A 24,188-nucleotide genomic window follows, 5' to 3' on the forward strand; every position below is an offset into this window, starting at 1 on the left:
ATCAGTCAACTCATGACGTCTCACCACGACTTACCAACGACCAACAGACTTTGCGGACACGCCCTAGGCTCCCACCTCATGGACATGGGGGAGCACCTGCTGAACGTGGTCGATGTCGAGGCGACGTGCTGGGAAGGACAACCGCCGCCCGGCCAGGTGAACGAGATCATCGAGATCGGGCTCACTGTGGTGGACCTGCGTGCGGGTGAGCGCCTCGCCAAGCACCGGCTGCTGGTACGCCCGGCCCGGTCGAAGGTGAGCCCGTTCTGTACGGAGCTGACAGGGCTGACGCAGTCCGAGGTGGACGGGGGCGTGTCTTTCGCCGAGGCGTGCCGGGCGCTGACCGCCCAGCACCGAACGGCCCTGCTGCCCTGGGCGAGTTGGGGTGACTACGACCGTAACCAGTTCACCCGTCAGTGCCGGCGGACGGGCACGGAGTACCCCTTCGGCCACCGTCACACCAACGCGAAGGTCCCTTTCACCGCCTCCTACGGTCTGAGGCGACGCCCCGGAATGGCCCGGGCGCTGGCGGTGGCCGGTCTCCCGCTGGAGGGCCGCCACCACCGGGGCGACGACGACGCGTGGAACATCGCGGCGCTGGTGCTTGATCTGGCCGGCCGCGGGGACTGGCCCGTCGACCAGGACTCGCACCGGTCCTGAGCGGGGATCACTTCTCCCGCATCCATACGAGGACGGTCCGCGACTCTCGCAGTCGCCAGCCCGCCGGCGTCCGTACGGCGGTGCAGGCCAGCCGCAGGCCGCTCGACACATGGGGCGCCCGGCCGTCGCGGAAGAAGTACACGAGCGAGTTGGCCGTGGCGACCGCCTCGTCGCCGTCGACGTCCACCAGCAGGTCGGTGGTCACGTGCTGGGTGTGCTCGCCCTCGACCTCGGCCTGTCGCATGAAGGCGACGAGCGCGTCGATACCGCGGATCTCCCCGCTGCGCGGCGAATGCCCCGTCACATCGTGCGTGAAGACGGTGTCCGCCTCGTCCCACCGCTTCTCGTCGAGCAGACGTGCGAAGCGGCTGAACAGGTCGGCGATCTCGATACGGTCGGAGACCGCGGCACTCGTGAGCATGGCGTCTCTTTTCGTTGGCGTACCCAATATTGGCGTCGCCAACTATACAGAGATCGGTTGGCGGCGCCAACGATGTAGGGTGACCCCGTGGAAGAGACCCCCGCACACTTGACCGCGAAGCCGAGCTGGCTGCTCACCCAGGTGGCGGTGCACGCCCACCGGCTGGCGTCCGAGGGCTTCGGTGAGGTGGGCGCACGCGGCTACCACTACCGGATCCTGGCCGCGCTGGACGAGTTCGGGGTGGCCAGCCAGGCGGAGCTCGGCCGCCGCTGCAACATGGACCGCAGCGATGTCGTCGCGGCGATCAACGAACTGGCCGAGCGGGATCACGTCGAGCGGACACCCGACCCGGACGACCGAAGGCGCAACAGGGTGACCCTCACCGCGGCGGGCCGTCGGCAACTGCGACGCATGGACCGAGCGCTTGACCGGGTGCAGGACGACCTGCTGGAACCGCTGTCGGCCGAGGACAGGCAGGCCCTGACCCGCCTGCTCACCCGACTGTTCACGCACCACCAAGGGGACTGAGGCCCCCGCCCAAAGGCCCTTGTAGGCCTCCGGCCAGACCTGTCGTGACCCGGCCGGAGACAGGGGCGGGCCCTAGGTCGTGTCTTCAAAGTCCCGCCTGGCCCGCGACGCCTGGCACGGCACCTCGCCGCGTTGTCGGACTCGTCCGAGTACGCCCAGTACGAGGACGATCCTCCGCCTTGCGATGCACCGCACCAGCCGCCGCGGGCCCCGCCCTGCGGGCGGACGGCGCTACTTTGAAGACACGCCCTAGTAGAGCTTGGCGACGGCGGTGCGGGTGCTGGCGCGGAAGGGGTCCAGTTCCTCGGAGAGCGTCCAGCCGAGGTGGCCGATCTCCAGGACGGTGACGGTGCGGCCGTCGCGGCCCACGGAGATCAACTGGGCGTCGGCGCTGCCGATCTCGGGGTGCGAGGTGTCCACGTTGTAGACGTCCGCGCCTTCCTCGACATCGATCCTGCCGTGGTAGAAGGCCTCCCCGATGATGCCGTCCTCGGCGAGCCGGTCGAGGCATCCGGCGATCCGCTGGTCGATCTTGGCCACCAGCGCCTTCGCCTTCGCGGTGGTGGCGGCGACCGTGGTGGTCTGACGGCCGGTGGTGTCCAGCTCGGTACGGAACTCCCGGTAGGAGGAACCGCTCGCGGGGACGACTCCGGCCGTGCACACGGAGCCGTACTCCGGGAGCCCCTTCCGTACGGGCTCGGCCGTCCACGGGGTGCCGGCGGCGGGCAGTTGCCCCGCGCTGAGGAACTTGGGCGCCGGCGCGGCGGCGGCCGTGGCGGTGGCGAGCGAGGCGAGGGTCAGGCCCGTCACCGCCGCGGTGAGGACGGTGGTGCGGATCGCGTTCATGTTCATTGGTCGGGCTCCCCGTTGATCGTGACTGGCTGAACGTCTCACCAGCATTGGCGGGCCCGGCCCGGCGCAACAAGAGACTCGGCGACGTGCGGAACGCCTGGGACTGTTCCACCCCCGCTGACGTGCCGTTACGTTCCGGTGGAGGAACGCCCGACGGAACGGTGGGGGGACGTCCCACAAATCGGTTCGCCCACGCCCCCGCCCCGGTGGGACGATCCGCGGGAGCGGCACGCCGGGACGGCGGTCCGTCCCCGCGTGCCGATGGCGCCGTTCCATCGGGCCCGTTCCATCCGAGAGGTGGCTGTCATGCCCGTTGCCGCGCCCCAGCCGTCCGGCTCCCCGTCCGATCCGGCGGTCCGCACGGCGGCCGGCGTGGTGCGCGGCACACGGGAGGGGAGCCTGGCCGTCTTCAGGGGGATCCCGTTCGCCGAACCACCCGTTGGTTCGTTGCGGTTCGCCGCGCCGCGGGCGGTGCGCGCGTGGGACGGGGAACGCCAGGCGTCGGCGTTCGGACCGCCGCCACCGCAGGCCGGGTTCTTCGGGATGGACGAGCGGGCGCGGGAGGCGGCGGGGCACGACTGGCTGACGGCCAATGTCTGGTCGCCCGACCCGGGTCCGGGCGCGGGCCTCCCGGTGATGGTGTGGATCCAGGGCGGCGCGTATGTGATCGGCATGTCCGGGCTGCCCGAGTACGACGGCGGCCGTCTCGCGCGGGAGGGCGGCGTCGTCCTGGTGACGTTCAACTACCGCGTGGGAATTGAAGGCTTCGCCCAGATCGAGGGGGCACCGGCCAACCGGGGACTGCTCGACCAGGTCGCCGCGCTGGAGTGGGTACGCGACAACATCCGTTCCTTCGGCGGGGACCCGGACCGGGTCACGGTCTTCGGCGAATCGGCGGGCGGAGGGTCGGTCGCCGCGCTGATGGCGATGGGGCGTGCGCGGGGGCTCTTCCACCGGGCCGTCGCACAGAGCGCGCCGGGCACGTTCTTCTCCCCGGAACTCGCCGCCGACATCGCCACCGCCTGCGCCTCCGAGCTGGGACTGCGGCCGACGACGGCCGACCTGTCGTCCGTGGACCCGATCCGGCTGTCCGGCGCGGGCGACGCCCTCACGGCCGAACTCGCGCAGCGGGTCGAGCGTTGGGGGCTGCCCGCGCACCGGCAGATCCCGTTCGCGCCCGTTGTCGACGGCGATGTCCTTCCCGTCACCCCGTGGCAGGCACTGGCCGACGGCGCCTGCCGGGACGTGGAACTCATCGCGGGCCACACACGCGACAAACACCGGCTGTTCGGTCTGATCGACGGCACACTCGGCCGGGCGACCGAGGAGCAGGCATCGGCCGCCCTGCGTGTGTACGCCCCTGGCCCTGACGGCCCACAACGCTACCGCGAGGCTTTCCCGTCGGCCGACCCGAACGAACTGTACGAACTGGTCCACGCGGACTGGCTGTTCCGCATGCCCTCCCTCCACCTCGCCCACGCTCAGCTCGCGGGTGGTGGCCGCGCCCACGTCTACGAACTGACCTGGCCCGCACCGGGCATGGGCGGCACGCTCGGTGCCTGCCACGGCCTGGACGTGCCGCTCGTCTTCGGCAACCTGGACGCCGGCCAGGCCGCCGGGCTGATCGGCGGCGCCCCCTCGCCGGAGGCGGAGGCGCTGTCGACGCACATGCGCGGCGCGTGGACGGCGTTCGCGACCCATGGCGACCCCGGCTGGCCCGCGTACGACACCACGGAACGTCTGACCCAACTCTTCGACACACAACCGGCTGTCCGCCCGTACCCGGAGGAGCCCTCTCGTCTGCTCTGGGAGGACCACGTGTTCCCGGCGCTGCCACTGATCGGCCAGGAGGTCTCGTTCGGGCACACGTAGAGCCGCTGTGTGTATCCGCTGCCGATGTGGACGGGCCTACCCCGACGGAGGCGTACGAGGACCTGCCGGCGGACATGGTGCGGGCGCCCGGCGCGGACGGCAGGTCCCACAGGCATGCCCGTCGATCGCCCCCGCCAGATCGATCGCCGCTGCCCGCACCGCGGGATCCTCGTCTCCGCTCAGCACGTCCACCAGGCTCCTTCCGCGCAGCACGGCGAGGTGAGCCGCGTGTTGCACTTCGATCTGCGGAGCGTTGCCGTGCTCAAGGACCGCTTGGAGCAGTTCGATCACCTCCGCCCGACAGGTGACGGAATCGGTCACCGCCAGGTCCCACAGGAACGGAACCGCCGCGACAGTCGCGTCGAAGACAGCGAGTTCACCGAGCCACAGACCGAGGTCACTCAGGGCGTCGCCACTCGTCCTGGCGTCACCCCACGCCACACGAGACAGCCGACCGGGGACTTCTTCCGCGGAACCGTACGCATGCTCCAACTCATGCCACGGAACGCGATGCACACCCTTGAGTATCGTCCCCAACGTGCCCCTCCTGTGTTCCCTGTCACTCACCCCACAGTCCCGAAGGGGCCCATGGGTAGAGTCCACACCCAACACCCAACCCGAGGAGCCCTCATGCGCACAACGGAGAACAACACAATCAAGACCCAGTACGCGGAGCAGGTCGCCGCGGATCTTGAGCGGAACACCGTGGAGCAGGAGCGTATCCGTGCCGAAGTCGCCGCTCTGCAAGCGCAGTTGAGCGGTCTGGAGCAGGACCACGAACTGCTCGAAGGTGTACGCGCGGCGCTCGGCGACACCGGCGCGGTCCAGGCGCCGACGCGTCGTAGCAGCAAGAAGGCGCCCACACCCTCGAAGAGTTCGTCGGCCAAGAAGACCGCCGGGAAGGAGACCGCCGGGAAGAAGACCGCCCCGCTCACCGAGCTGATCCACGCGTACCTGAGGGAGCAGTCGGAGCCGCGTACGGCCGGTGAGATCGCGAAGGCGCTCACCGCCGGGCGCCCGACCCGCAACATCAATGACAACCTCGTGCGCACCACGACGGAACGTCTGGTGGCGCGCAGCCGTGTGGAGCGGTCCAAGCAGGGCGCCACCGTCCACTACACGGCGTCCCCGCAGGACGGCTCCGCGAGCACCCCGGCCCCGGCCGACAAGGAACCCGCGTCGACCGAAGCCTGACCGGCCCCGGCCCCGGCACCTCGCCCAGGCGCCCTGACCTGCGCGTACCTCCCCCTCGTGCTGTACTGGCGAGATGAAGCCCAAGCACAAGCGGGCGTTCTCCACGCGCGCCGAGCGGTCCGGCAAGGCGGCTTCCCATGGCGCCGACGCCGAGCGGGCCGAACATGTACGCACCAGGGTGCGGCTCATGATCGAGATCACCGCGCGGGCCGGGTCGTACCGGAAAGGCCTGGTCAAGGCCGCCGAACGGCTCAGCCCCGAGGAAGCGATGATCCTCGCCGATCTGGAGGCGCACGGCCTCCAGGTGCCGCAGTTCCGGGACGTGCTGCGCGGCGGACACGTGCTGGTGGACGATCCGCAGCTGTACGAGAAGTGGCGGCACTCCAAGGGCAGCCACCCGCGGCTTTCCAGCCACCACCGCGACATCGACAAGAAGCTCTACCCCGACATCGGGATGCACGGCCAGGTCGTACGGGAGAAGCTGCACGGCCGCACGGCCCAGGGCACCTGGGTGCAGCTGGAGAAGACCCCGGCCGCCTTCGGAGGGCCCAAACTGCCGCGTCCGAGCGACCTGCGGCACCTGATGGACTACGTGGTGTACAAGCTCACCGACAGTAACGTCGGCCCCTGGGGGCTGTCGCGGATGACCGAGCGGCGCCCGCTCTATCTGGCGCCCGTCCTGGCGGTGCCCACGTCCCTGTCACCGCCGATCGCGCGGTCCCTCACCCAGGCGCTGCGCCGGATCGAGGCGAACGACGACGTCACGGCCGCGTCCCAGGAACTCGCCGCCCGGTTCCCGCCCCCCGACCGGCCGGATCTGGCCGGGGAACTGGGCCAGGCGCTGTCCGCCAGGGCGGGCCGGGGCCTGTTCGGCAACTCCGACGTCTGGGTGACGCAGACCCCGTCCCGTACCGCAGCCGCCGTGCTCCGGGAGAGCCGGGCGGCGCCCGCCGCGGACGGGTGGGCGACAGGAGGTTCGTCATGAGCGACGATCAGAACACCGCTTCTCCGGAGCCCGCGCCGGGGCCGGGCGAGGCGTCCGTCCCCCCGGGCCTGGTCACGGCCGTGGTGGATCTGGTGGACACCGGCCCGGTCCTGCTCGGCGCGTACACCATCGCCGAACTCACCGCCGTGGACGCGATCGTGGACTTCCTGGAGGCGCGGCCGTCGGACGACGAACTCACCGAGGCCGTAAGGTCGTTGGCCGCGCGCCAACTGCTCCTGGCCGGCTCCTCGGGCGAGGAGGTCCAGGTACGGGGAGACCTCGGCATCGCCGTCGCGTTCCAGCAGCGGGCCAGGAAGGTGCTCGACGCCCGTACGACCGGAACGGAGCCGGGCGAGCCGTGGCGGATCCTGCTGCTTCCCCAGCCCGAGAAGATCTGCCTGATGGTCAGCATCGACGCGCTGGGTGTCCACCAGATCGGCCTCTACAAGCTCGACGAGGCGCTCCGTACGCTCACCGAGTGGCTTCCCCGGGGCCCGTCGGCGGACACCGACCGATCGACGGACGCCGATGCCGTGCTCACCGGAGCGGAGCGTTCGGCGCTGGTCACGGTCACCGAGTACACGGCGGTGGGATCGGCCGAGACGGCGGGCACCAGCACGGACCTGATCCTGGCCCGGAACGACGGGCGGCTGCACGTCCTTTCCCGGGACCCGCAGCAGCGGGAGAGGCTGGTACCGGCCCCGGAGGACGGCAGGGACGGTGTCCGGGGCAGGCTGGCGGACCTCTTGGCGGCGTAACAGCGAAGCGCTCCTGGCCGCACCCTCGTCCGAGAAACACCGCCGCCTCGGCCGGACGGGTCAGAGCCGGCCGTTCTCGCGGGTCGGGGACGGCCCGGACGTGGGCTTCAGCGGCCGGTGGAGCCGTCGGCCTGCTCACGGAGGATGTCGGCGTGGCCCGCGTGCCGTCCGGTCTCCTCGATCATGTGCACCAGGACCCACCGCATCGTCGGTGTGGACGCCGGACGCGCGGGGTGGGGGACGGGAAGGCTCAGGTCGGGGCAGGCCGCGATCACCAGGTTCGCCTGTTCGACGGCGTCGCGGTAGCCGTCGAGCAGCTGCTCCGCGGTCTCATCGGGGGCGGGTCGCATGCTCGCGGCCCAGTCGGCCGTGTCCTCGCCCAGGAAATAGAACCGTTCGACGGCCGTGAGGTGCTTGACCAGTCCCAGGATGCTGGTGCCCGAAGGGACTCCGGGCGCACGGACCTGAGGCTCCGGCAACCCCGTCGCCTTGTCCGCGACCGCGCTCCGCAGATAGTCGAGAAAGCCGAGCAGAGTGGTCTTCTCGTCGGCGTCCGCGCGCGGGGGCTTGGTGTCGCTCATCCTGATCCCTCCTCGGCGGCATGGATCTACGATGCCCACGCCCCCTCATTCTCGGCGAATTTCCTTGCCGGAGCGGCCATCTCGATCGTGGCGGCTCCGGTGCCGCTCACCCGGTCAGGAGGGTTGGCGCAGCCCTGCGACGAGAAGCGCGACCAGGCGGCGCGCGTCGTAACCGGGATCGCTGTCGGCGCCGATGCAGAGATTGCCGATACCGCGCATGAGTTGGAGCGCTTCAAGACCGGAGCGGATCTCGCCGGAGGCGACGGCTGCGTCCAGCAGCTCGGTGCACACCGGCAGAAGCCGGTCGAGGAAGTAGGCGTGCAGGGTTTCGAAGCTGGCGTTGTCGGTCTGGAGCGCCGCCGCGAGACCGTGCTTGGTGACCAGGAAGTCGACAAAGAGATCGACCCACTGTTCAAGGGCGGCGTGTGGCGTCCGACTGCTCGCCAGCAGGACTGGCCCGGCCTCGGCGCAGGCGTCGACCTGATGCCGGTACACGGCGATGACGAGGTCCGCCCGGGTGGGGAAGTGGCGGTAGATCGTGCCCATTCCGACGCCGGCTCTGGCGGCGATGTCCCGGACCGGCGCCTCCACACCCGAGGTGACGAAGACGGCGGCGGCCGCTTCCAGCAGGGCCTGGTGGTTGCGCCGGGCGTCCTTGCGCTTGGACCCCACCGCGCTTCCCGCTCCCTGACCGCTGCTGCTCACGGCCGGCGCTCCTTCCACGTGACAGACCGGAACCATGGTCCGTAGCGATTCCGGAGTGAGGTTCCGTTTCGTCCATGATGGCAGACCGGATCAACGGCGACCAAGCCGTCCGGTGCGGGCGCGCTCGCGGGAGCGTGATCAGCCGGAGACTTCGCGGGTGAGGGGGATGGCTCGGGAGAGGTAGAACGTACTGATGACGATCACGGCCACGCCCGCGAGTTGGGGGAGGAACCACCAGCCCGTCCTGATGTGTTCGGAGAAGAGCGCGACGCCGAGGACAAGGCTCACCGTGGCGTCGCCAATGGTCAGTGCGGGCTGTGAGGCCGCGATGGGTCCGGCCTGGAGGGCGTTCTCCAGGAGGAACACCGCCGCGATGCCGCATGCGGCGAATCCGTAGGTCTGCCAGGTGGTGAGGAACGCGACGAAGCCGTCTTCCGACAGGGTGTTGGCCGCGGACTTGATCAGCGCGGCGGTCAGCGCGTTGCCGATGGCGGCCGCCGCTCCGAGGAGGGCGGCTCTGCGCGCGCCGGACGGAAGGCGCGTCGCGAGGAGCGCGGCGAGTCCCATCGCGCCCAGGCACAGAACGATGGCGATGATCCATGAGGCCATCGGGGCATGGGTCGTGCCCGGGCTGGGGTCCGCGGCGGCCACGGCCAGGGCGAGGCCGCCGACCAGGCAGGCGATCGCGTACCAGCCCGTCGCGGGCAGGGAGCGGTGCAGGACGGGCAGGGCGATGAGCAGCGCGAATGGCAGCTCAAGGATGAATACGGGCTGGGCGAGGGACAGCGGTCCTTCGATGAGCGCGAGGGCCTGGAAGAGCGCCGCGCAGGCGACCGCGCAGATACCGAGCAGCCATACGGGCTGGCGGACCATGTCCAGCAGAAGACGGAGCCGGAACGCGTCGCCGCGTGGCACCACGAGGGCGGCTTTCCGCTGCAGCACCGTGCCCGTGGCATTGCTCGCGGCTCCCAACAGCGCGAAGAGAATACAGAGAATCGTCAGATCGGGGCTCCCGGAGTAGGGCGGGCGGTCTTCGAGGACGGCGGCGCGTCGAGTAGCCCTCAGCATCACGGACGCACAGCGCCGGCGCCCGCTCCACCGACACGGACCCGTCCCTCGTTCACCCGAATGACGGGCAAGGAGTCGTTCACCCCTTGCCCGACCGGCAGGCGGTGGTCCCGGCCGGCCCTGGTGGCGGTCACGTGTCGGAGCCGGTCTTGTCGGACGGTGTCGGTCAGGGTTGCTGTGGGCGCCGCAGCCTCTCGGGAACTGCATGGGAGAGACACCGTTGATGCGAAGGACCTTGAGCGAGATCCGGGAGGTGCTGGTTCCCGACCTGTCCGGCCGGCATGGCCCGTTGCCACCCCTGCTGCTCGTACTGACGGTGGTCACGGGTCTGGTGGACGCGTTCAGCTATCTCGCTCTGGGCCGGGTCTTCGTGGCGAACATGACCGGCAACATCGTCTTTCTCGGGTTCGCTCTGGCCGGTGCCTCCGGTTTCTCGGTGGTGGCGTCGGTCCTCGCGTTGGCGGCGTTCGCCGCCGGCGCGGTGGCCGGGGGGCGGCTGGCCCACCGGGCGCCGTGGCACCGGGGCAGGCTGCTGCTGTCGGTCACGGTGGTGCAGACCGTGCTGCTGCTGGCGGCGTGGGTGGTCAGCCGCGTGGCGGATCCGCCGCTCGACGGCGGGGTCCGATGGGCGCTGATCGTGCTGCTCGCGGTGGCGTTGGGTGCGCAGAACGCAGTGGTGCGGTCCCTGGCCGTGCCTGATCTGACCACGACGGTTCTGACGATGACGGTCACCGGTATCGCGGCGGACGGCCGTCTGGGGGGCGGCGGCGGGGCCAGGCCGGGTGTGCGGGTCCTGACGGTGGTGGCCATGTTCCTGGGCGCCCTGGCCGGTGCGGCACTCATCGTCCACGGGAACACGGACGTTCCTCTGCTGTGCGCGGCATGTGTGGTGGCCGCTGTCGCGCTCGCCCTGGTGCCGCTACGGCGGGCGCGCGGGTCGTGGACCGGCTGAGGTGCCCGGTGTTCAGAGGGTTCGGTTCTCCGCGCTGACCATCCAGGCGTGCTTCTCGAGGTCGTCGATGATGCTGTGCAGGAGGTCGGCCGTCGAGGGGTCCTCACGGTCGACCCGGTCGTGGTGGGTACGCACGGTGTCGGCCGCGGCCCGCAGACGCACGGTGAAGAGGTCGACCACCGTGCTGACACTCTGCTCACCGGTCGGGTACTGGGGCAGGGTGGTCGTCGCCGCCACGGTGTCGGAGCGCCCGTCGGGGACCGTCCCGAGCGCCCTCATGCGTTCGGCGATGGTGTCGGCCGCCTCCCTGGCGTCGTCGACGATCTGGTCGAGCTGGAGGTGCAGGTCCCGGAAGTTGTGGCCGACCACGTTCCAGTGGGCCTGCTTGCCCTGAATGTTCAGCTCGATCAGATCGACCACGATCTGCTGCAGCGCCTGGGCGAACTGGGGGGACGCCTGGAACCCGGTGATGTCCTTCTCGGCTCGTCGGGAGGACCCGGGGGCGGCGGAAGCGGTCATGTCGGCTCTCCTTGGGGGGACTGGCGGCAGGCGAGTGGTGGCGGCTCCTACCGACATTACGAACAACCGCCCCCCGCGCCACTCGACCGCAGCCCGGAACAGCCGCGAATCCGCCCCATCGGCGTGGCTGGAACGATGTCGCCCGGAAGGCTCACACGTTCGGCCGCGTCCGTCCGGACCGTGCGGACCTCGGCGGGCGGCGGGACGGTCCCGGCCGAGAGGCGCGGAACTGTTGTCCAGAAGTGAACGTCGGTATGTAATGGCTGGCTTGGGCGATCGGGTGGGGGAGACGCTGTGCTTGCGGAGGAATACGGGTACTGGACCTCGGAGGGATCCGCCAAGGAGACTCCGGCGACGGTGCGCTGGATGCGCGACCAGGCCGTCAGGGATCTGCGGACCATGAAGAACCGGGGTCTGGGGCTGACTGCCCTCGGCGCGGTGTTGTGCGGGGCAGGGGGCTATCTCGTGCAGTCCAGCTCCTGGGGCGCGGCGCTCTTGGGCCTGGGGCCGCTTCCCCTGCTGACCGGGCTGCTGCTTCTGCTCTTTCGGACGCGCGTGTCGGGCCGGCTCCCAGCGCAACTCGCCGAGATGCGGTGGCAGGCCTGGCCGTGCCGGCTCGACGGCCCGGAGCCGCTGCTGAACCGGCCGGTTTCGGCGACCGTGACCTTGCTCAGCCCGCGGCGGGAGTCCGTCAGGAGCTACCAGGGCTCTGTGCCCGCCGCTACCTGGCGCCGTATGACGGACGGGTACGGAGTGCTCTGGGTGTGCGGTGACCTCCGTGCCGGTCTCTGGGTCGCCGACCCGGGCGGTACCCCTGTGTGGTTCATGCAGCCTGCCACTGAGGCAACCCCGGCGCCCGCTTCTCCCGCGACGCCGGGACTGGCGGCGGCGGCCGCGGACGCCGCCGTGCGGCAGGCCTCCTCCGCCGTCACACGCGGCTGGCTGGGCAGCATGGGCCTGTGACCGTGTGAGACCAACCGTCCCCGGGGCCCCCGGGGACGGAACAGCTGGTCAGCGTGCGGCCCCCACCCCGCTGGCGAAGGGGACCGGGACACCGCCCTGATCGTCCGCTCCCGCCTCGGGATGGCGCCACAGCCCGGCGGCGGCCAGCAACGGCAGCACACCCTCCCCGAACCAGTACGCCTCCTCGACATGCGGATGCCCGGAGAGGATGAACTCGTCGATACCGAGCCGGTGGTATTCGGTGATGCGTTCCGCGACCTCGGTGTGGCTGCCGACCAGTGCCGTCCCGGCGCCACCGCGGACCAGCCCGATGCCGGCCCAGAGGTTGGGGGAGATCTCCAGCCCGTAGTCGCTGCCGCCGTGCAGCGCGAGCATCCGCCGCTGGCCCTCCGACTCGCTGCGGGCGAGCCCGGCCTGCACGCTCCGTACGGCCTCGGGCGAGAACCCGGCCAGCAGCCTGCGGGTCTCGGCCCAGGCGGCGTCCGCGGTGTCCCGCGCGATGACGTGCAGCCGGATGCCGAAGCGCACCGTACGTCCCTGGGCCTCGGCCAGCCGCCTGATCCACGCGATCTTCTCGGCGACCTGCGCGGGCGGTTCGCCCCAGGTCAGATAGACGTCGCTGTGTCGGGCCGCGACCTCTCCCGCCGCGGGCGAGGAGCCGCCGAAGTACACCTCGGGCACGGGATCGGGCACCCGCGTCAGCCTGGCGTCCTCGACCCGCAGGTGCTCGCCCTCGAAGTCCACGGACCTGCCCTGCCACAACTCCCGCACGATGTGCAGGAATTCGCCGGTACGGGCGTAGCGGGCGTCCTTGTCGAGGAAGTCCCCGTACGCCCGCTGCTCGTGGCTCTCGCCGCCGGTCACCACGTTGAGCAGCAGCCTGCCGCCGGTGTGGCGCTGGTACGTGGCGGCCATCTGGGCGGCCAGGGTCGGTACGACGAAGCCGGGGCGGAAGGCCACCAGGAACTTCAGCCGTTCGGTCTCGCGGGCGAGCATGGCGGTGGTCAGCCAGGCGTCCTCGCACCAGGCCCCGGTGGGAGTCAGGGCGCCGGTGAAGCCCAACTGCTCCGCCGCGCGGGCGATTTGGGTCAGATAGCCGAGGGTGGCCGGCCGCCGGCCCCCGGCGGCGCCGACGGGGACGCCGTGCCCGCCGCCGACGACATCGCGGCTGTCCCCGTAGGTGGGGAGGAACCAGTGGAAGGTGAGGCTCATCGGTGTGGGTCTCCGATCGATCGGGCGGGTGGCGTGCGCGGGGCACGCGGGGTATGCGGAGTCGCGGGCGTTGCCGAGGTGGCCCCGGCCCCGTTCAGAGGAGGCCGTGGCGCGGCGGCCGGGTGCCGTTCAGGACGTAGCGCCCGACGTGCTGGACCTTCCAGCGGGCCGGGTCGTGCAGGGTGTGGGTGCGGGCGTCACGCCAGTGCCGGTTCAGATTGAGGGCGTCCAGCGCGGACCGGGTGCCGGACACCTCGAAGACGGCGCTGCCCGTGTCGACCGCGACGCCCGCGGCGAACGCCCGTACGGCGGCAACCGCCACCGACGCCTCGGCCGCGCTGTCGTCGGTGAGGTCGGCGGACGCCGCGTCGACCGACCGTCCGGCGGCCGACAACAGGGCCTCGGCCGCCCGTAGTTGGATCGCCAGTTCGCCGAACCGCTGGATGAGCAGAGGGTCTTGGTCGGCCCGCTCGAAGCCGCTCTCGAACCAGGGCCGGCTCTTCGTCCGTACGAACTCGACCGCCTCGGCGAGCGCGCCGCCCGCGATGCCGACGTCGATCGCCGCGTGCAGCAACTGGGCGACGGCGCCGTGCAGTTGGGGGCCCTCGAAGGTGAGGTGGTGCGGCACCACCCGGTCGGCGGGAACCGCCACCGCGTCGAGCCGGACCGTACCGCTGGCGGTGGTGCGCTGCCCCATGCCGTCCCAGTCGTCCACGACCGTCACCCCGGCGGCGTCGCGCGGAACGAACGCGACATGCAGGTCCTCGTTCGCGGCGCGGGCCAGCACCGGGATCCAGTGGGCGAACAGGGCCCCGGTGGCGTAGTGCTTGACACCGTCCAGCCGGTACGAGCCGTCGGGAAGCGGTTCGAGGCGGGTGCGGATGTCCTGGATGTGCCGGGTGCCCGCCTCCGACTGCGCGTTGCCGAACCGGCGTCCCGCGAGCAGTTCGCCGAAGAAGAACTTCCGCTGCTCCTCGGTGCCCTGCCTGCGGAGCACGTTGACGTACGCGAAGTGGCTCTGCGGGATCTGCGCGAGGCTGGGATCGGCGGTCGCCAGCAGCCGGAAGATCTCGGCGAGCGTCTCGGCGCGTACGTCGGCGCCGCCGTACGCGGCCGGGACGGTGACGGCCAGCAGCCCGGTGGCCGTGAGCCGGTCGAGTTCGGCGTGCGGCAGCGTACGGGAGGCGTCCCGCCCGGCGGCACCGGCCCGGAACTCCTCGGCGAGAGCGGCGGCGGTGCGCAGTGCTTCCGCGTCGTCGGCGATCACATGGGTGGTGACGGTCACAGTGGGTCTCCAGAGAAGAGAGGGCGGGGTGGCAGGGGCGGACAGCGGGAGACGGGGCTCAGCTCACGGCGCGCAGGAGCACATCGCCCCCGAGGGCGGTGGAGAACTGCGCGAGTACCTGGTCGAGTGCCCCAGCCGTGCTCTCCTCGATCTCTGTCGACCCGTCCGCGGCGGCCACTATGTGCCGGTCCAGGACGAACCATCCCGGCACGATGTGCGTCGCCCCCATTGCCGAGAGGACCGGGCGGAGCGCGTAGTCGATGGCCAGGACGTGCGCGACGGAGCCGCCGGTGGCGAGCGGCAGTACGACCTTGTCGGCCAGCGCGTACTGCGGCAGCAGGTCGAGCAGAGACTTCAGCAGTCCGGAGTACGCGGCCTTGTAGACCGGGGTGCCGATGACGACGCCGTCCGCGCGCGCGAACAGCTCGGTGGCGCGCTTGATGTCGGGGTGGGCGAAGTCGGCGCCCAGCAGGGCCTCGGCGGGGAGGGTACGGACGTCGAGCGGGACGACCTGGTGGCCTTGGGCGATCAGCGCCGCGTCGAGATGCCGCAGCAGACGGGCGGTGCGTGAGGTCGGGGACGGACTCCCCGAGACGGACAGAACGGTGGCCATGAGAGCTCGCTTCCGTGTTCGGGTGAATGGGTGAACGGACGGGGTCAGGACTGGAGGATCGCGGATCCGGGGCGACCCAACTCCCCCTCGGGGAAGAGGAGTTCGGCCTCCAGCTCCCGTACGAGGGGCAGGACCCGCTTGCCGAAGTACTCGACCTCCTCCAGGGGGTGCGGGAAGCCGGGCGGGAACAGACCGGCATGAGGTCTCCCGGTGGGCGTGGAGGGAGGGGGGACATGAATGTCCCTTCTCACGCGTGGTGAACGGGCACGGCGAATCACGGCGTTGGGGAGGGGAGGCCGGCGCCCGCCGTCCGACGGTCCGGGGAGAGGGGGCGGTACGCGCTACCTATCGCCGCGTACGACGCGGTCTACCGGCGGCGCGGCCGACGAATCCGGAAATGTCGAACTGACGTGCCGCGCGGGGAGGTTGCCCCTCAGGCCGCGCGACAACAGAAGGCACTGGAGACACGGGCGAGGTCGATATGACGTCGCCGCGTCAGGATCCGTTGCGCCGGGACCGGCGCCGACTGGGAATGGCCCACGTCATCGAGAGTACGCATGCAGGGCCGCCGGGTCGAGACGGCATTCACGAGGGACTGGTAGGGTTTCCCTTTCATTCAGCAGGCATGAGGCCATCGTGCGGATCGAACAGCTCACCTATCTGGAGGCGGTCACCCGCCTGGGATCGCTGCGCCGCGCGGCCGAGGAACTGCACATCTCCCAGCCCGCGTTGAGCGAGACCGTCCGCAATCTGGAGCGCGAGCTGGGTGTGGTCCTGCTGGACCGCAAGCGGTCCGGAGCCAAGATCAGCGAGGACGGAAGGGCGCTGCTGCCGCACATCATCGGCGTCCTGGACGCGGTCGACCGGCTGCGCCGGGCCGCGGACCACCAGCACCACACCACCCGGATGGTCAGGCTCGGTACGGTCAACGCGGCCACCGTGCCGCTGCTGGTGCCGGCCGTACGGGAATTCCGCGAGGCGCAGCCCGGCACCCAGGTCGAGGTGGTCGGCGCCCAGCAGGACGACATCCACCGCGCGCTCCTGGAGGGCAGTCTGGATCTCGGCCTGGTGAACTACCTCGCCGGCGACGACCGCCCGCCGGACCTGGAGACGACCGAACTGCTGCGCTGCCGCGCGGTGGTGTGCCTGCACCCCGACAGCCCGCTGGCCGCGATGCGTACGGTCCGGGTCGCCGACCTCCTCACCGAACCGCTGATCGTGATGCGCTCGGGCTATGTGATGCACCGATACGTCCACCGCCTGCTCCGTGGCCGGCCGCCCTCCTTCTCGTACTCCACCGACGGAGCGGAGATGGGGAAACTGATGGTCGCCGAGGGCCTGGGCTCCACGGTGCTGCCCGCCTTCAGCGTGCTCGGGGACCCGTTGGAGCGGCAGGGCGCCATCACATGCCGTCCGCTGGCGGACGACGACACGGAGGTGCTGATGGTGATCCAGCGCCGCCCGTCGTCCTCGATGCCCCGAGCGGTCCGCACGCTCCACGACATCTTCGTCACGCACGCGGCGTCCCACCCGGACGCCGTGCGGGGCCCGGCGACAGGGACGATGCCGGGGCCGGGGCCGCGGGCCTGAGGCGCGGGCGGAGGACTTCCCGCAGGTGCTGTCAGCCGGCGCTTGGGCGGCGGCCGAGGGCCGGTGCGAGGACGGTGGCGATATCTGTGAGGATCTGGACGTAGTCGTCGTGGTCGAAGGTGAACGGCAGCGCGAACGCGACCTCGTCGATCTCCTGGAACGCGGCGTGTTCGTGGAGCCGTTCGGCGATCTCCGCGGACGTGCCGACGAGGTCGGGCGCGAACATCAGACGGGCCGGACCCTGGGGTGTGGCGGTGCGGGGCAGACGCGTACGGGCGTACTCCTCGTACTTGGCGCGCTGAGCCGCCGTCGCGTTGTCCGTCGGGATCACGACCAGGCCCTGCGAGACCCGTGCGCGGTCGCCGTCGGGGTGGTGTGCGCGGAAGGCGCGGACATGGGAGAGCTGGATCGCGGCGAAGTCCGGGGCCGTGCTGTCCGACTCGTCGTTCTCCGCCTTGACCACGCTGCTGGTGAGGAAGTTCATCCCGTTCTCACCGGCCCACCGCGCGGATCGCAGGCTCGCGCCTCCGTACCACATACGGCTTCCCAGACCGGCCGCCTGGGGCTGTACGCGGTCCGAGAAGACCTCGAAGCCCTCAACTCCCGCCGAGGGCGTGGCGGGTTCACCGCGTACGTGGTCCAGCAGCCGCCGTACCCGCGTGTAACCGAAGTCCTCGCTGTCGGCGGTGTCGGGGTAGAGCGCCCCTTTGACCTGGTCGTAGTGCATCGGGGGGCCGACGCTGACTCCGGGGTTGAGCCGCCCTCCGGACAGGATGTCGACGGTCGCCAGGTCCTCGGCCAGCCGGAGCGGATTCTCCCAGCCGAGGGGGATCACCGCGGTGCCCAGCTCGATACGGTCGGTGCGCTGCGAGGCGGCGGCCAGAACGGCGACGGGGGAGGAGATGCCGTACTGGAGATGCCGGTGGCGCACCCACGCGCTGTCGAACCCCAGCCGTTCCCCCAGCTCGATGATCTCCAGGGTCGACTCGTGACCGCGGCGTGGGTCCGCCGGGTCGAACAGGCCGATGGTCAGGAAGCCCAGCTTCCGCAGCGGCTCCGAAGGCAGTGGCACGGGACGGCTCCTCCGTCGTCTGTGGCGTACCCCGCCGGTCGAAACCCGGCCGACGGGAAGGGGCCTTCGCGGCTCAACCGGACGGCGTGACCGGGCACCGCGCACCGAACCACTGCTCGGCGCCGTACTCCTCGAACCGCTCCACCTCAGTGAACCCCGGCTTCGCCGCCAGGCGCATCGAGCGGTCGTTGGCGGTCTGGGTGCAGAGCACCACCGGCTCGCCGGGAAGCGCGTCGGTGAACCAGCCGAGGGCCGCCGCGCACACCTCGGCGGCGTACCCGCGTCCCCACGCGTCCGGCAGGAACATATAGCCCAGTTCGGCATCCCCACCCAGGTGGGCGCGCACCTCTGGCGACGCGAAGAGCTCGATGAAGGCCGGGCGGTCCCGGGCCTCGGACCCGCGGAGCGTGAGCCGCTCGGTCCTTATCGGGGCGGACGGCCAGGCGACAGGTCCGAGCTCGGTCATGGCGGGCAACCTATCGCACGCCGGTGACAGTGATCCGAGCCGGCCTCGATGCCCCCGGCCCACCGCGTCAGTCCTCGACAGCCAGGGTGATCGGATTGCTCAGCGCCGCCATATGGCCTTCGGGATGGCGTACCTCGATTCGGACGAACACCGAATCCGCTGCCCGGAAGTGCCACTCCACGACACCCGATCCCGAGTCGGGAAGCCGCGCGCGGTGCACTTCTCCTCGCTCGGTGTGGAAGCTGACCATGCCGGACGGAACGCCGCTCATCTCCACCCTCGCCACGGCCGGCTGGTCGCCGGCCCGCAACCGTTCACCGATCCCGGCGCTCCGAGCACCCGCGGAGGCGGTGAACGACAACTCGACCGCGGCCGAATCGGTTGTCCAGCTCCGGCCCGCGCGGATCCCGGCGAGGATCTCGGCCGGCCTGAGATCCTCGGCCGGCACGACGGTGTGCGGGATGCCGATCTGATTCTTGAGGTGGGTGTCACTGTTACCGATCGCCGGCCGCCACCGCCCCTTTTGGACGTCCGCCGCCAGGCTCCGCCCCCATTCGGCCAGGGCCGCTTCGTTGTCCGCCTGCCACGGCACGTCCGAACTCCACGGCCCGTTCCACACCTCCACCGCGTCGAACCCTCGGTGCGGGTACATGAAGGTGCCCGTCGGGTACGGCGCGTGCGGATGGGCGACGACACAGAGCCCACCGGCGCGGCGTACCTCGTCCAGGTGCCGATCGATCATGTTGTCCCGCACGCCGTAGCGCCAGTCGACCACCTGCCCCGAGGGGATTCCCAAGGCGAGCCAGTGCCCGGTTCGGGTGGTGACCTCCTGCCCCAGGATCACCAGCAGATCCTCGTCGCCGTACCTACTCCAGGCGCCATGCGTCTCGGACGTGTTGTGCTCGGTGGCCGCGAGGAAGTCCAGCCCGGCCGCACGGGCATCTGCCACAAGCCGCTCCGGCGTCAGCTCGCCGCCACTCGACACCACCGAGTGCACATGGCAGTCGCCTCGGTACCAGCCGCGGCCCCGACCAGCCCTCGGCGGCGGTGAAGATTCCAGCTCCGACATCCATTCCCCCCGCCGACTCATTGAGTATCACCCGATCGGAGTAGCGCGCCGGACAGGAGACCTCGGAGCCTGGGATCCGTACAGCTATCGCGGCCTCGTGAGCAGCTCGGAGTCAGGGGCGGCCGGGCGGCGCGGTGGCAGTGGTTCACCCGAGCTTGTCGAGAGACCCTGGAGATGAAGGGCCGCGTCGGGGTCGCGCATGTGACCGCGGTCCATGAAAGCACCGGAAGGAAGGTGACGTGATGAGCTGGACCACACCTTCGCAGGCGGAAGGCGCTCGTGAGGAGGAAGACCTCACGGAGCCCTACCGGACCACTCCCTCTCAGGCGGAGGGGGAGAGGGACGAGGACGACGAGCAGGATTCGTCGCCCGGCGGGACGCCGTACCCACAGCGGGCGTAGGGCGTCCGGGGGCAGTCTCGCCCCCCTCCGCCTCGACCCCGCGTCGTGACAGCGCCGCCTCTACGAGCGGCCCTGTCCGCGGTAGACGTCGAGAGGCGCGTCGAGTTCCACGGCGAGGACCGTCGCGTGCTCGTCGAGATCCACCGTTCCCGGCGGATCGATCCACAGCACGCCGGGGACCTCGTGGAGCCCTCCGATGACCTGGTGACCGAGTTCCGCACCGGTGCCCAGCACCCTCACCCTGCGTACCGGGGTGCGCAGTCCGCGCACCCCGATGGGGCCGCGCGGGATGTCGAAGACCGTCAGATACAGGGTGCGGCGGTCGGCGGAGACGGTGCTCGGACCGTAGTGGTGACCGGCGGGCAGTCCCGCGACGGTGCCGTACACCGCGTCGGCGTGCTTGGCGATCCAGCCGCCGAGCCCTTCGAGGCGTTCGACCTGCTCGACCGGGATGGTGCCGTCCTCCTTCGGCCCCACCGAGAGCAGCAGATTGCCGCCGGCGCCGATGGTCTCGGTGAAGTAGCGGATCAGCTGGCCGGTCGACTTGTAGTTGTGATCGTGGTGCTTGTAGCCCCAGGAGTCGTTGAAGGTCAGGCACAACTCCCAGGGGCCTTCCGGGGCCACCACCGGCACGCCCTGCTCGGGGGTGGCGTAGTCGCCCTCACTGAGCATGCGGGCGTTGAGTACGCAGTCCGGGACCTCCGCGCGGATGAGCCGGGCCAGTTCCGGGATCCGCCACTGGTCCTCGGAGCGTTCCCATTCGCCGTCGAACCAGAGAAGGTCGGGCCGGAACCGGGTGACGAGCTCCCTCACCTGGCCGTCTCGGTAGTCCAGATAGCGTGCCCAGGCCCGCGGGTCCTCCTGACCCCGGGGGACTTCGGCGTACGGGTTGTCCTCCTCGTCGGGCGACCGGTCCGGGTGACGGGTGGAGGCGTAGTCGGGGTGGTTCCAGTCGCTGTGGGAGTAGTAGAGGCCGACCTTCAGGCCCTGCTCGCGCAGCGCGTCCGCGTACGGGGTGACCAGATCGCGTCCGGCGGGGGTGTGCCGGACGACGTCCAGGTCACCGAGGGCGGTGTCCCACAGAGCGACACCGTCGTGATGACGGCTGGTCAGCACCGCGTAGCGGGCGCCCGCCCGCGCGAAGAGCCGGGCCCACTCCCGGGGGTGGTACGCGGCGGCCGTGAAGCGGTCGAGTTGCGACATGTACTCGTCGTGCGGGACGTCGCCGTCGAAGAACGCCCAGGACTCCGGCACGCTGTCGACGGCGTAGATGCCCCAGTGGATGAAGATCCCCAGTTTGGCGTCGGGAAACCACGGCTGCATGGCCATGGATCAGCTCCTCTTCAGCCGCAGCGTGACCACCTGGAAGGGACGCAGGTCCACGGTGACGCCGCCGTCCTCGGAGACCTCGACCGGCGAGGCGCCGGCGAGCGGGCGTTCCAGCAGATCGACGACTTCCGCGCCGGTGTGGGTGAAGCCGGTGCGCAGCGTGGTGCGGGTACGTCCGCCGAGTGACTCGTAGAGGCGGACGACCACATCGCCGGAACGGTCGTCCGCCAGCTTGATCGCCTCGACGGCGGCGGCCGGCCCGTCGGTGGTGACCAGGGGATCGGGGGCGGTCGCGGTGTCGGCGACGCGCAGGGGCAGATTGAGCGCGTAGCCCTCCGCGATCGCGTCCTCGACGCTCGCGCCGGGCAGCAGCGCGTAGGTGAAACGGTGCGTGCCCTGGTCGGCCTCGGGGTCCGGGATCCGCGGCGCGCGGACCAGACTCAGTCGGACCGTGGTGGTCGTGCCGCCGTCCTCACGAGTGGTGCGCCCGACGTCGTGCCCGTAGGTGGAATCGTTGATGACCGCGACGCCGTAACCGGGCTCGGCGACGTGCACCCAGCGGTGGCCGGGCACCTCGAAGCGGGCTGCTTCCCAGCTGGTGTTGGTGTGGGTGGGGCGGTGTACGTGACCGAACTGGATCTCGGCGGACGACCGTTCGGCGTGGATGTCGATGGGGAAGACCGCCTTGAGGATCTTCTCCGACTCGTGCCAGTCGATCTCGGTCTCGATGTCGACGCGACGGCTGCCGGCCCGCACGGTGACCCGCTGGACGATGCGTGAACCCTTGCCGAAGCGGCGTTCGACCCGAAGGGCGCCCACCAGCGGGCCCCTCTCGATGACGGTGACCGATTCGGCGTCGAGGAGATCGGTGAAGCGCTGCTTGTAGTGCTTGTCGATGTCCCAGGCGTCCCAGTTGTTGGGCAGATCGCTGTGGAGACGGAGCACATTGCCGGCGGCGCCGGGGGCGAGGACCTCGCGGTCGGCGACCAGGTCGCGCACCGAGGAGAGGGTGCCGTCCGCCGCGAACTCGACGCGGACCAGGCCGTTGTCGAGTACCCGGCCCTCCGCGGTGACGGGTCGCGGGGGCGTCGCACCGGCGAGCGGGGCGCCGCCCGAGGCGGGGACCTCGGCGTAGACGGCGATCGTGCCGTCGGTGAGCCGCTGGCCCTTCGCCGTGTCGGCGGGAACGGTCACGACCTCGGCGCGGCGGCGCGGGGACGCGTTGAAGGCGTGGGGTGTTCCCGTGCCGAGCGCGCTGAGCGCGGTCGAGATGATCTCCGTCAGCTCGCCGGCGACCCGGGCGTACTCGGCCTCGGCCTCGCGGTGCACCCAGGCGATGGAGCTGCCCGGCAGGATGTCGTGGAACTGGTGCAGCAGCACCGTCTTCCAGAGTCGGTCCAAGTGCTCGTAGGGGTACTCGAAACCGGTGTGCAGCGCCGCGGCGGTGGCCCACAGCTCCGCCTCGCGCAGCAGGTGCTCGCTGCGGCGGTTGCCCTGCTTGGTGCGCGCCTGGGAGGTGTAGGTGGCGCGGTGCAGCTCCAGGTACAGCTCGCCCGACCACACCGGCGCGTCCGGGTACTCGGCCCGGGCGGCGGCGAAGAAGTCGTCCGGGTGCTCGACGACGACCTTCGCGGAGCCTTCCAGATTCGCCAGTCGGCGCGCGCGCTCCATCATCTCCCGGGTGGGGCCGCCGCCGCCGTCGCCGTGGCCGAACGGCGCCAGCGAACGTGTACCGCGCCCCTTGTCCTGGTAGTTGCGCACCGCGTGGGCCATCTCCTGTCCGGAGAATTCGGCGTTGTAGGTGTCCACCGGGGGGAAGTGGGTGAAGATCCGGGTGCCGTCGATGCCCTCCCACCAGAAGGTGTGGTGAGGCAGCTTGTTGGTCTGGTTCCAGGAGAGCTTCTGGGTCAGGAACCACTCGTTGCCGGCGAGTTTGGCCAGCTGCGGGTAGGCCGCCGTGTAACCGAAGGAGTCGGGCAGCCACACACCCTTGGTCTCGATCCCGAACTCGTCCATGAAGAACCGCTTGCCGTGTACGAGCTGGCGGGCCAGGGCCTCGCCGCCGGGCAGGTTGCCGTCGGCCTCCACCCACATGCCGCCGACCGGTGCCCACTGGGCGTTCCGCACGGTCTCGTGGATGCGGTCCCAGACCTTGGGGTAGTTGTCCCGCACCCACGCGTACTGCTGCGCCTGCGAGCAGGCGAAGACGAACTCCTCGTACTCCCCGGCCAGCGCGGTCACGTTGGAGAAGGTACGGGCGGTCTTGCGCTTGGTCTCGCGAATGGGCCAGAGCCAGGCGCTGTCGATATGGGCGTGACCGACGGCCGACAGGGTGTGGGCGCTGGCGTGCGCGGGGCGCTCCAGGACTCCCTTCAGCGCCTGCCGTACGGCGGTGGCGGTGCCGGGTACGTCATCCAGGTCGAGCTCGTCGAGGGCCCGGTCCAGGGCGTACATGATCTCGTAGCGACGCGGGTCCTGCTCGCCGAGCTCCAGCATCAGTTCGCGCAGCACCTGGAGGTCGAGGGAGAGGTGCCAGACGTTCTCGTCCAGCACGGCCAGGTCGGCGCGGGCGAAGGTGTAGAGCGGCTTCCGTCCGGCGGTGGCCTTGTCGCCCAGCGGCGTGGGCTCGCGGAAGTCGTTCGCGAGGATGTCCGGGTTGGAGGCGGCCTCGATGAGGAAGTCGACCCGCTCGCCGCCCGTGGCCGGATGGGCCACCGGTACGTACTGGTTCTGCGGGTTGACTGCCTTGACCGGGCTGCCGTCCGGGGTGTGGACGAGCGCTTCGGCCTGGTTGCCGGGCCAGTCGCCGACGAAGCCGAGGTCGAAGACGGCCTCGACGCGGCGCCCCGACCAGTCGGCGGGAACCTCACCGCGGACGGCGAACCAGGTGGTGCCCCACGGTGGCCCCCACGGGGTGCCCATCGCGAACGGCCGGTAGGTGGCCGTACGGGCCTCGGCGAACGGCACCGGCTCGTCCGGCACCTCCCACGCCTCGACCTCCAGGGGCACCGAAGCGGTGTAGACGGCCGGCTGTATGCGCTGGTGGAGGACGCGCTCGACGCGCTCCTCGATGCGACGGCGTTCGTCGTGCAT

Annotated in this window: 27 protein-coding genes; 10 read left to right on the plus strand and 17 right to left on the minus strand. The window is 70.8% G+C overall.

Annotated elements, in window-relative coordinates; genetic code table 11:
* Positions 1-78: 78 nt before the first annotated feature.
* Positions 79-660, plus strand: coding sequence for a 3'-5' exonuclease (locus IEY79_RS30310; RefSeq protein WP_189110843.1), 582 nt, complete (start codon positions 79-81; stop codon positions 658-660).
* Between the two features lie 7 nt (positions 661-667).
* Here the strand turns inward: IEY79_RS30310 and IEY79_RS30315 are convergent, their stop codons facing one another.
* Complete coding sequence (locus tag IEY79_RS30315) at positions 668-1,081, minus strand: nuclear transport factor 2 family protein (RefSeq protein ID WP_189110844.1); 414 nt, start codon at positions 1,079-1,081, stop codon at positions 668-670.
* An 87-nt stretch (positions 1,082-1,168) separates the two neighbouring features.
* Between IEY79_RS30315 and IEY79_RS30320 the strand changes: the two genes are divergently transcribed.
* Complete coding sequence (locus IEY79_RS30320) at positions 1,169-1,609, plus strand: MarR family winged helix-turn-helix transcriptional regulator (protein WP_189110845.1); 441 nt, start codon at positions 1,169-1,171, stop codon at positions 1,607-1,609.
* A 249-nt stretch (positions 1,610-1,858) separates the two neighbouring features.
* Here the strand turns inward: IEY79_RS30320 and IEY79_RS30325 are convergent, their stop codons facing one another.
* Positions 1,859-2,455, minus strand: a complete 597-nt coding sequence (locus IEY79_RS30325) for a hypothetical protein (RefSeq protein ID WP_189110933.1) — start codon at positions 2,453-2,455, stop codon at positions 1,859-1,861.
* Positions 2,456-2,767: 312 nt separating this feature from the next.
* Between IEY79_RS30325 and IEY79_RS30330 the strand changes: the two genes are divergently transcribed.
* Positions 2,768-4,333, plus strand: a complete 1,566-nt coding sequence (locus tag IEY79_RS30330; RefSeq protein WP_189110846.1) for a carboxylesterase/lipase family protein — start codon at positions 2,768-2,770, stop codon at positions 4,331-4,333.
* A 36-nt stretch (positions 4,334-4,369) separates the two neighbouring features.
* Here the strand turns inward: IEY79_RS30330 and IEY79_RS30335 are convergent, their stop codons facing one another.
* Positions 4,370-4,774 (minus strand): hypothetical protein, encoded by a 405-nt coding sequence (locus IEY79_RS30335; RefSeq protein WP_308426701.1) that lies wholly within the window; start codon positions 4,772-4,774, stop codon positions 4,370-4,372.
* A 189-nt stretch (positions 4,775-4,963) separates the two neighbouring features.
* Between IEY79_RS30335 and IEY79_RS30340 the strand changes: the two genes are divergently transcribed.
* From IEY79_RS30340 to IEY79_RS30350, 3 genes are all read left to right on the plus strand, one after another.
* Positions 4,964-5,527 carry a hypothetical protein gene (locus IEY79_RS30340; RefSeq protein WP_189110848.1) on the plus strand — a complete coding sequence of 188 codons (564 nt, stop codon included), beginning with the start codon at positions 4,964-4,966 and terminating at the stop codon, positions 5,525-5,527.
* A 73-nt stretch (positions 5,528-5,600) separates the two neighbouring features.
* Positions 5,601-6,512 (plus strand): hypothetical protein, encoded by a 912-nt coding sequence (locus tag IEY79_RS30345; protein WP_189110849.1) that lies wholly within the window; start codon positions 5,601-5,603, stop codon positions 6,510-6,512.
* A complete protein-coding gene (locus IEY79_RS30350; protein ID WP_189110850.1) occupies positions 6,509-7,270 on the plus strand; it encodes a hypothetical protein in 762 nt (253 codons plus the stop codon). The genes IEY79_RS30345 and IEY79_RS30350 overlap by 4 nt, the downstream gene beginning before the upstream one ends.
* Before the next feature lie 107 nt (positions 7,271-7,377).
* Here the strand turns inward: IEY79_RS30350 and IEY79_RS30355 are convergent, their stop codons facing one another.
* The 3 genes from IEY79_RS30355 to IEY79_RS30365 all read right to left on the minus strand — a co-directional run bounded on the left by IEY79_RS30355 (position 7,378) and on the right by IEY79_RS30365 (position 9,558).
* Positions 7,378-7,851, minus strand: a complete 474-nt coding sequence (locus IEY79_RS30355) for a DinB family protein (protein ID WP_189110851.1) — start codon at positions 7,849-7,851, stop codon at positions 7,378-7,380.
* A gap of 114 nt (positions 7,852-7,965) precedes the next feature.
* A complete protein-coding gene (locus IEY79_RS30360; protein WP_229701244.1) occupies positions 7,966-8,556 on the minus strand; it encodes a TetR/AcrR family transcriptional regulator in 591 nt (196 codons plus the stop codon).
* Positions 8,557-8,694: 138 nt separating this feature from the next.
* The gene (locus tag IEY79_RS30365) at positions 8,695-9,558 is read right to left on the minus strand and encodes a DMT family transporter (protein ID WP_189110934.1); all 864 of its coding nucleotides are present in this window, start codon (positions 9,556-9,558) and stop codon (positions 8,695-8,697) included.
* 289 nt (positions 9,559-9,847) lie between these two features.
* Between IEY79_RS30365 and IEY79_RS30370 the strand changes: the two genes are divergently transcribed.
* Positions 9,848-10,576, plus strand: coding sequence for a YoaK family protein (locus IEY79_RS30370; RefSeq protein ID WP_189110853.1), 729 nt, complete (start codon positions 9,848-9,850; stop codon positions 10,574-10,576).
* Positions 10,577-10,588: 12 nt separating this feature from the next.
* Here IEY79_RS30370 and IEY79_RS30375 read toward each other — a convergent pair whose 3' ends face one another.
* On the minus strand, positions 10,589-11,095 hold the full coding sequence (locus tag IEY79_RS30375; RefSeq protein WP_189110854.1) for a Dps family protein: 507 nt from the start codon (positions 11,093-11,095) through the stop codon (positions 10,589-10,591).
* A 294-nt stretch (positions 11,096-11,389) separates the two neighbouring features.
* On the opposite strand from IEY79_RS30375, the gene IEY79_RS30380 reads away from it, so the two are divergent.
* Entirely contained in the window at positions 11,390-12,058 is a 669-nt protein-coding gene (locus tag IEY79_RS30380; protein ID WP_189110855.1) for a hypothetical protein, read from the plus strand.
* Positions 12,059-12,106: 48 nt separating this feature from the next.
* On the opposite strand, the gene IEY79_RS30385 is transcribed toward IEY79_RS30380, so the two are convergent.
* From IEY79_RS30385 to IEY79_RS38475, 5 genes are all read right to left on the minus strand, one after another.
* Positions 12,107-13,270 carry an LLM class flavin-dependent oxidoreductase gene (locus IEY79_RS30385; protein WP_189110856.1) on the minus strand — a complete coding sequence of 388 codons (1,164 nt, stop codon included), beginning with the start codon at positions 13,268-13,270 and terminating at the stop codon, positions 12,107-12,109.
* 94 nt (positions 13,271-13,364) lie between these two features.
* Positions 13,365-14,555 (minus strand): SfnB family sulfur acquisition oxidoreductase, encoded by a 1,191-nt coding sequence (locus IEY79_RS30390; protein WP_229701245.1) that lies wholly within the window; start codon positions 14,553-14,555, stop codon positions 13,365-13,367.
* 58 nt (positions 14,556-14,613) lie between these two features.
* Positions 14,614-15,168 (minus strand): NADPH-dependent FMN reductase, encoded by a 555-nt coding sequence (ssuE, locus tag IEY79_RS30395; protein ID WP_189110857.1) that lies wholly within the window; start codon positions 15,166-15,168, stop codon positions 14,614-14,616.
* 44 nt (positions 15,169-15,212) lie between these two features.
* Complete coding sequence (locus IEY79_RS30400; protein ID WP_189110950.1) at positions 15,213-15,419, minus strand: hypothetical protein; 207 nt, start codon at positions 15,417-15,419, stop codon at positions 15,213-15,215.
* A 182-nt stretch (positions 15,420-15,601) separates the two neighbouring features.
* A complete protein-coding gene (locus tag IEY79_RS38475) occupies positions 15,602-15,784 on the minus strand; it encodes a putative leader peptide (RefSeq protein WP_373292659.1) in 183 nt (60 codons plus the stop codon).
* 20 nt (positions 15,785-15,804) lie between these two features.
* Here IEY79_RS38475 and IEY79_RS30405 point away from each other — a divergent pair, with 20 nt between their 5' ends.
* Positions 15,805-16,758, plus strand: coding sequence for a LysR family transcriptional regulator (locus tag IEY79_RS30405; protein ID WP_189110858.1), 954 nt, complete (start codon positions 15,805-15,807; stop codon positions 16,756-16,758).
* 31 nt (positions 16,759-16,789) lie between these two features.
* Here the strand turns inward: IEY79_RS30405 and IEY79_RS30410 are convergent, their stop codons facing one another.
* The 3 genes from IEY79_RS30410 to IEY79_RS30420 form a co-directional block, all read right to left on the minus strand.
* Positions 16,790-17,830 (minus strand): LLM class flavin-dependent oxidoreductase, encoded by a 1,041-nt coding sequence (locus tag IEY79_RS30410; RefSeq protein WP_189110859.1) that lies wholly within the window; start codon positions 17,828-17,830, stop codon positions 16,790-16,792.
* Positions 17,831-17,903: 73 nt separating this feature from the next.
* A complete protein-coding gene (locus IEY79_RS30415) occupies positions 17,904-18,296 on the minus strand; it encodes a GNAT family N-acetyltransferase (protein WP_189110860.1) in 393 nt (130 codons plus the stop codon).
* A gap of 67 nt (positions 18,297-18,363) precedes the next feature.
* Positions 18,364-19,386, minus strand: coding sequence for a CehA/McbA family metallohydrolase (locus IEY79_RS30420; RefSeq protein ID WP_308426702.1), 1,023 nt, complete (start codon positions 19,384-19,386; stop codon positions 18,364-18,366).
* Positions 19,387-19,607: 221 nt separating this feature from the next.
* Between IEY79_RS30420 and IEY79_RS30425 the strand changes: the two genes are divergently transcribed.
* Positions 19,608-19,766: a hypothetical protein gene (locus IEY79_RS30425; protein WP_189110862.1), complete on the plus strand. Its 159-nt coding sequence runs from the start codon at positions 19,608-19,610 to the stop codon at positions 19,764-19,766.
* Positions 19,767-19,826: 60 nt separating this feature from the next.
* Here IEY79_RS30425 and IEY79_RS30430 read toward each other — a convergent pair whose 3' ends face one another.
* Together IEY79_RS30430 and IEY79_RS30435 are read right to left on the minus strand one after the other, a co-directional pair.
* Complete coding sequence (locus IEY79_RS30430; RefSeq protein ID WP_189110863.1) at positions 19,827-21,095, minus strand: alpha-L-fucosidase; 1,269 nt, start codon at positions 21,093-21,095, stop codon at positions 19,827-19,829.
* Positions 21,096-21,098: 3 nt separating this feature from the next.
* Positions 21,099-24,188 carry an alpha-mannosidase gene (locus IEY79_RS30435; RefSeq protein ID WP_189110864.1) on the minus strand — a complete coding sequence of 1,030 codons (3,090 nt, stop codon included), beginning with the start codon at positions 24,186-24,188 and terminating at the stop codon, positions 21,099-21,101.

This window comes from Streptomyces camponoticapitis (genome assembly GCF_014646115.1).
GTDB classification, from domain to species: domain Bacteria; phylum Actinomycetota; class Actinomycetes; order Streptomycetales; family Streptomycetaceae; genus Streptomyces; species Streptomyces camponoticapitis.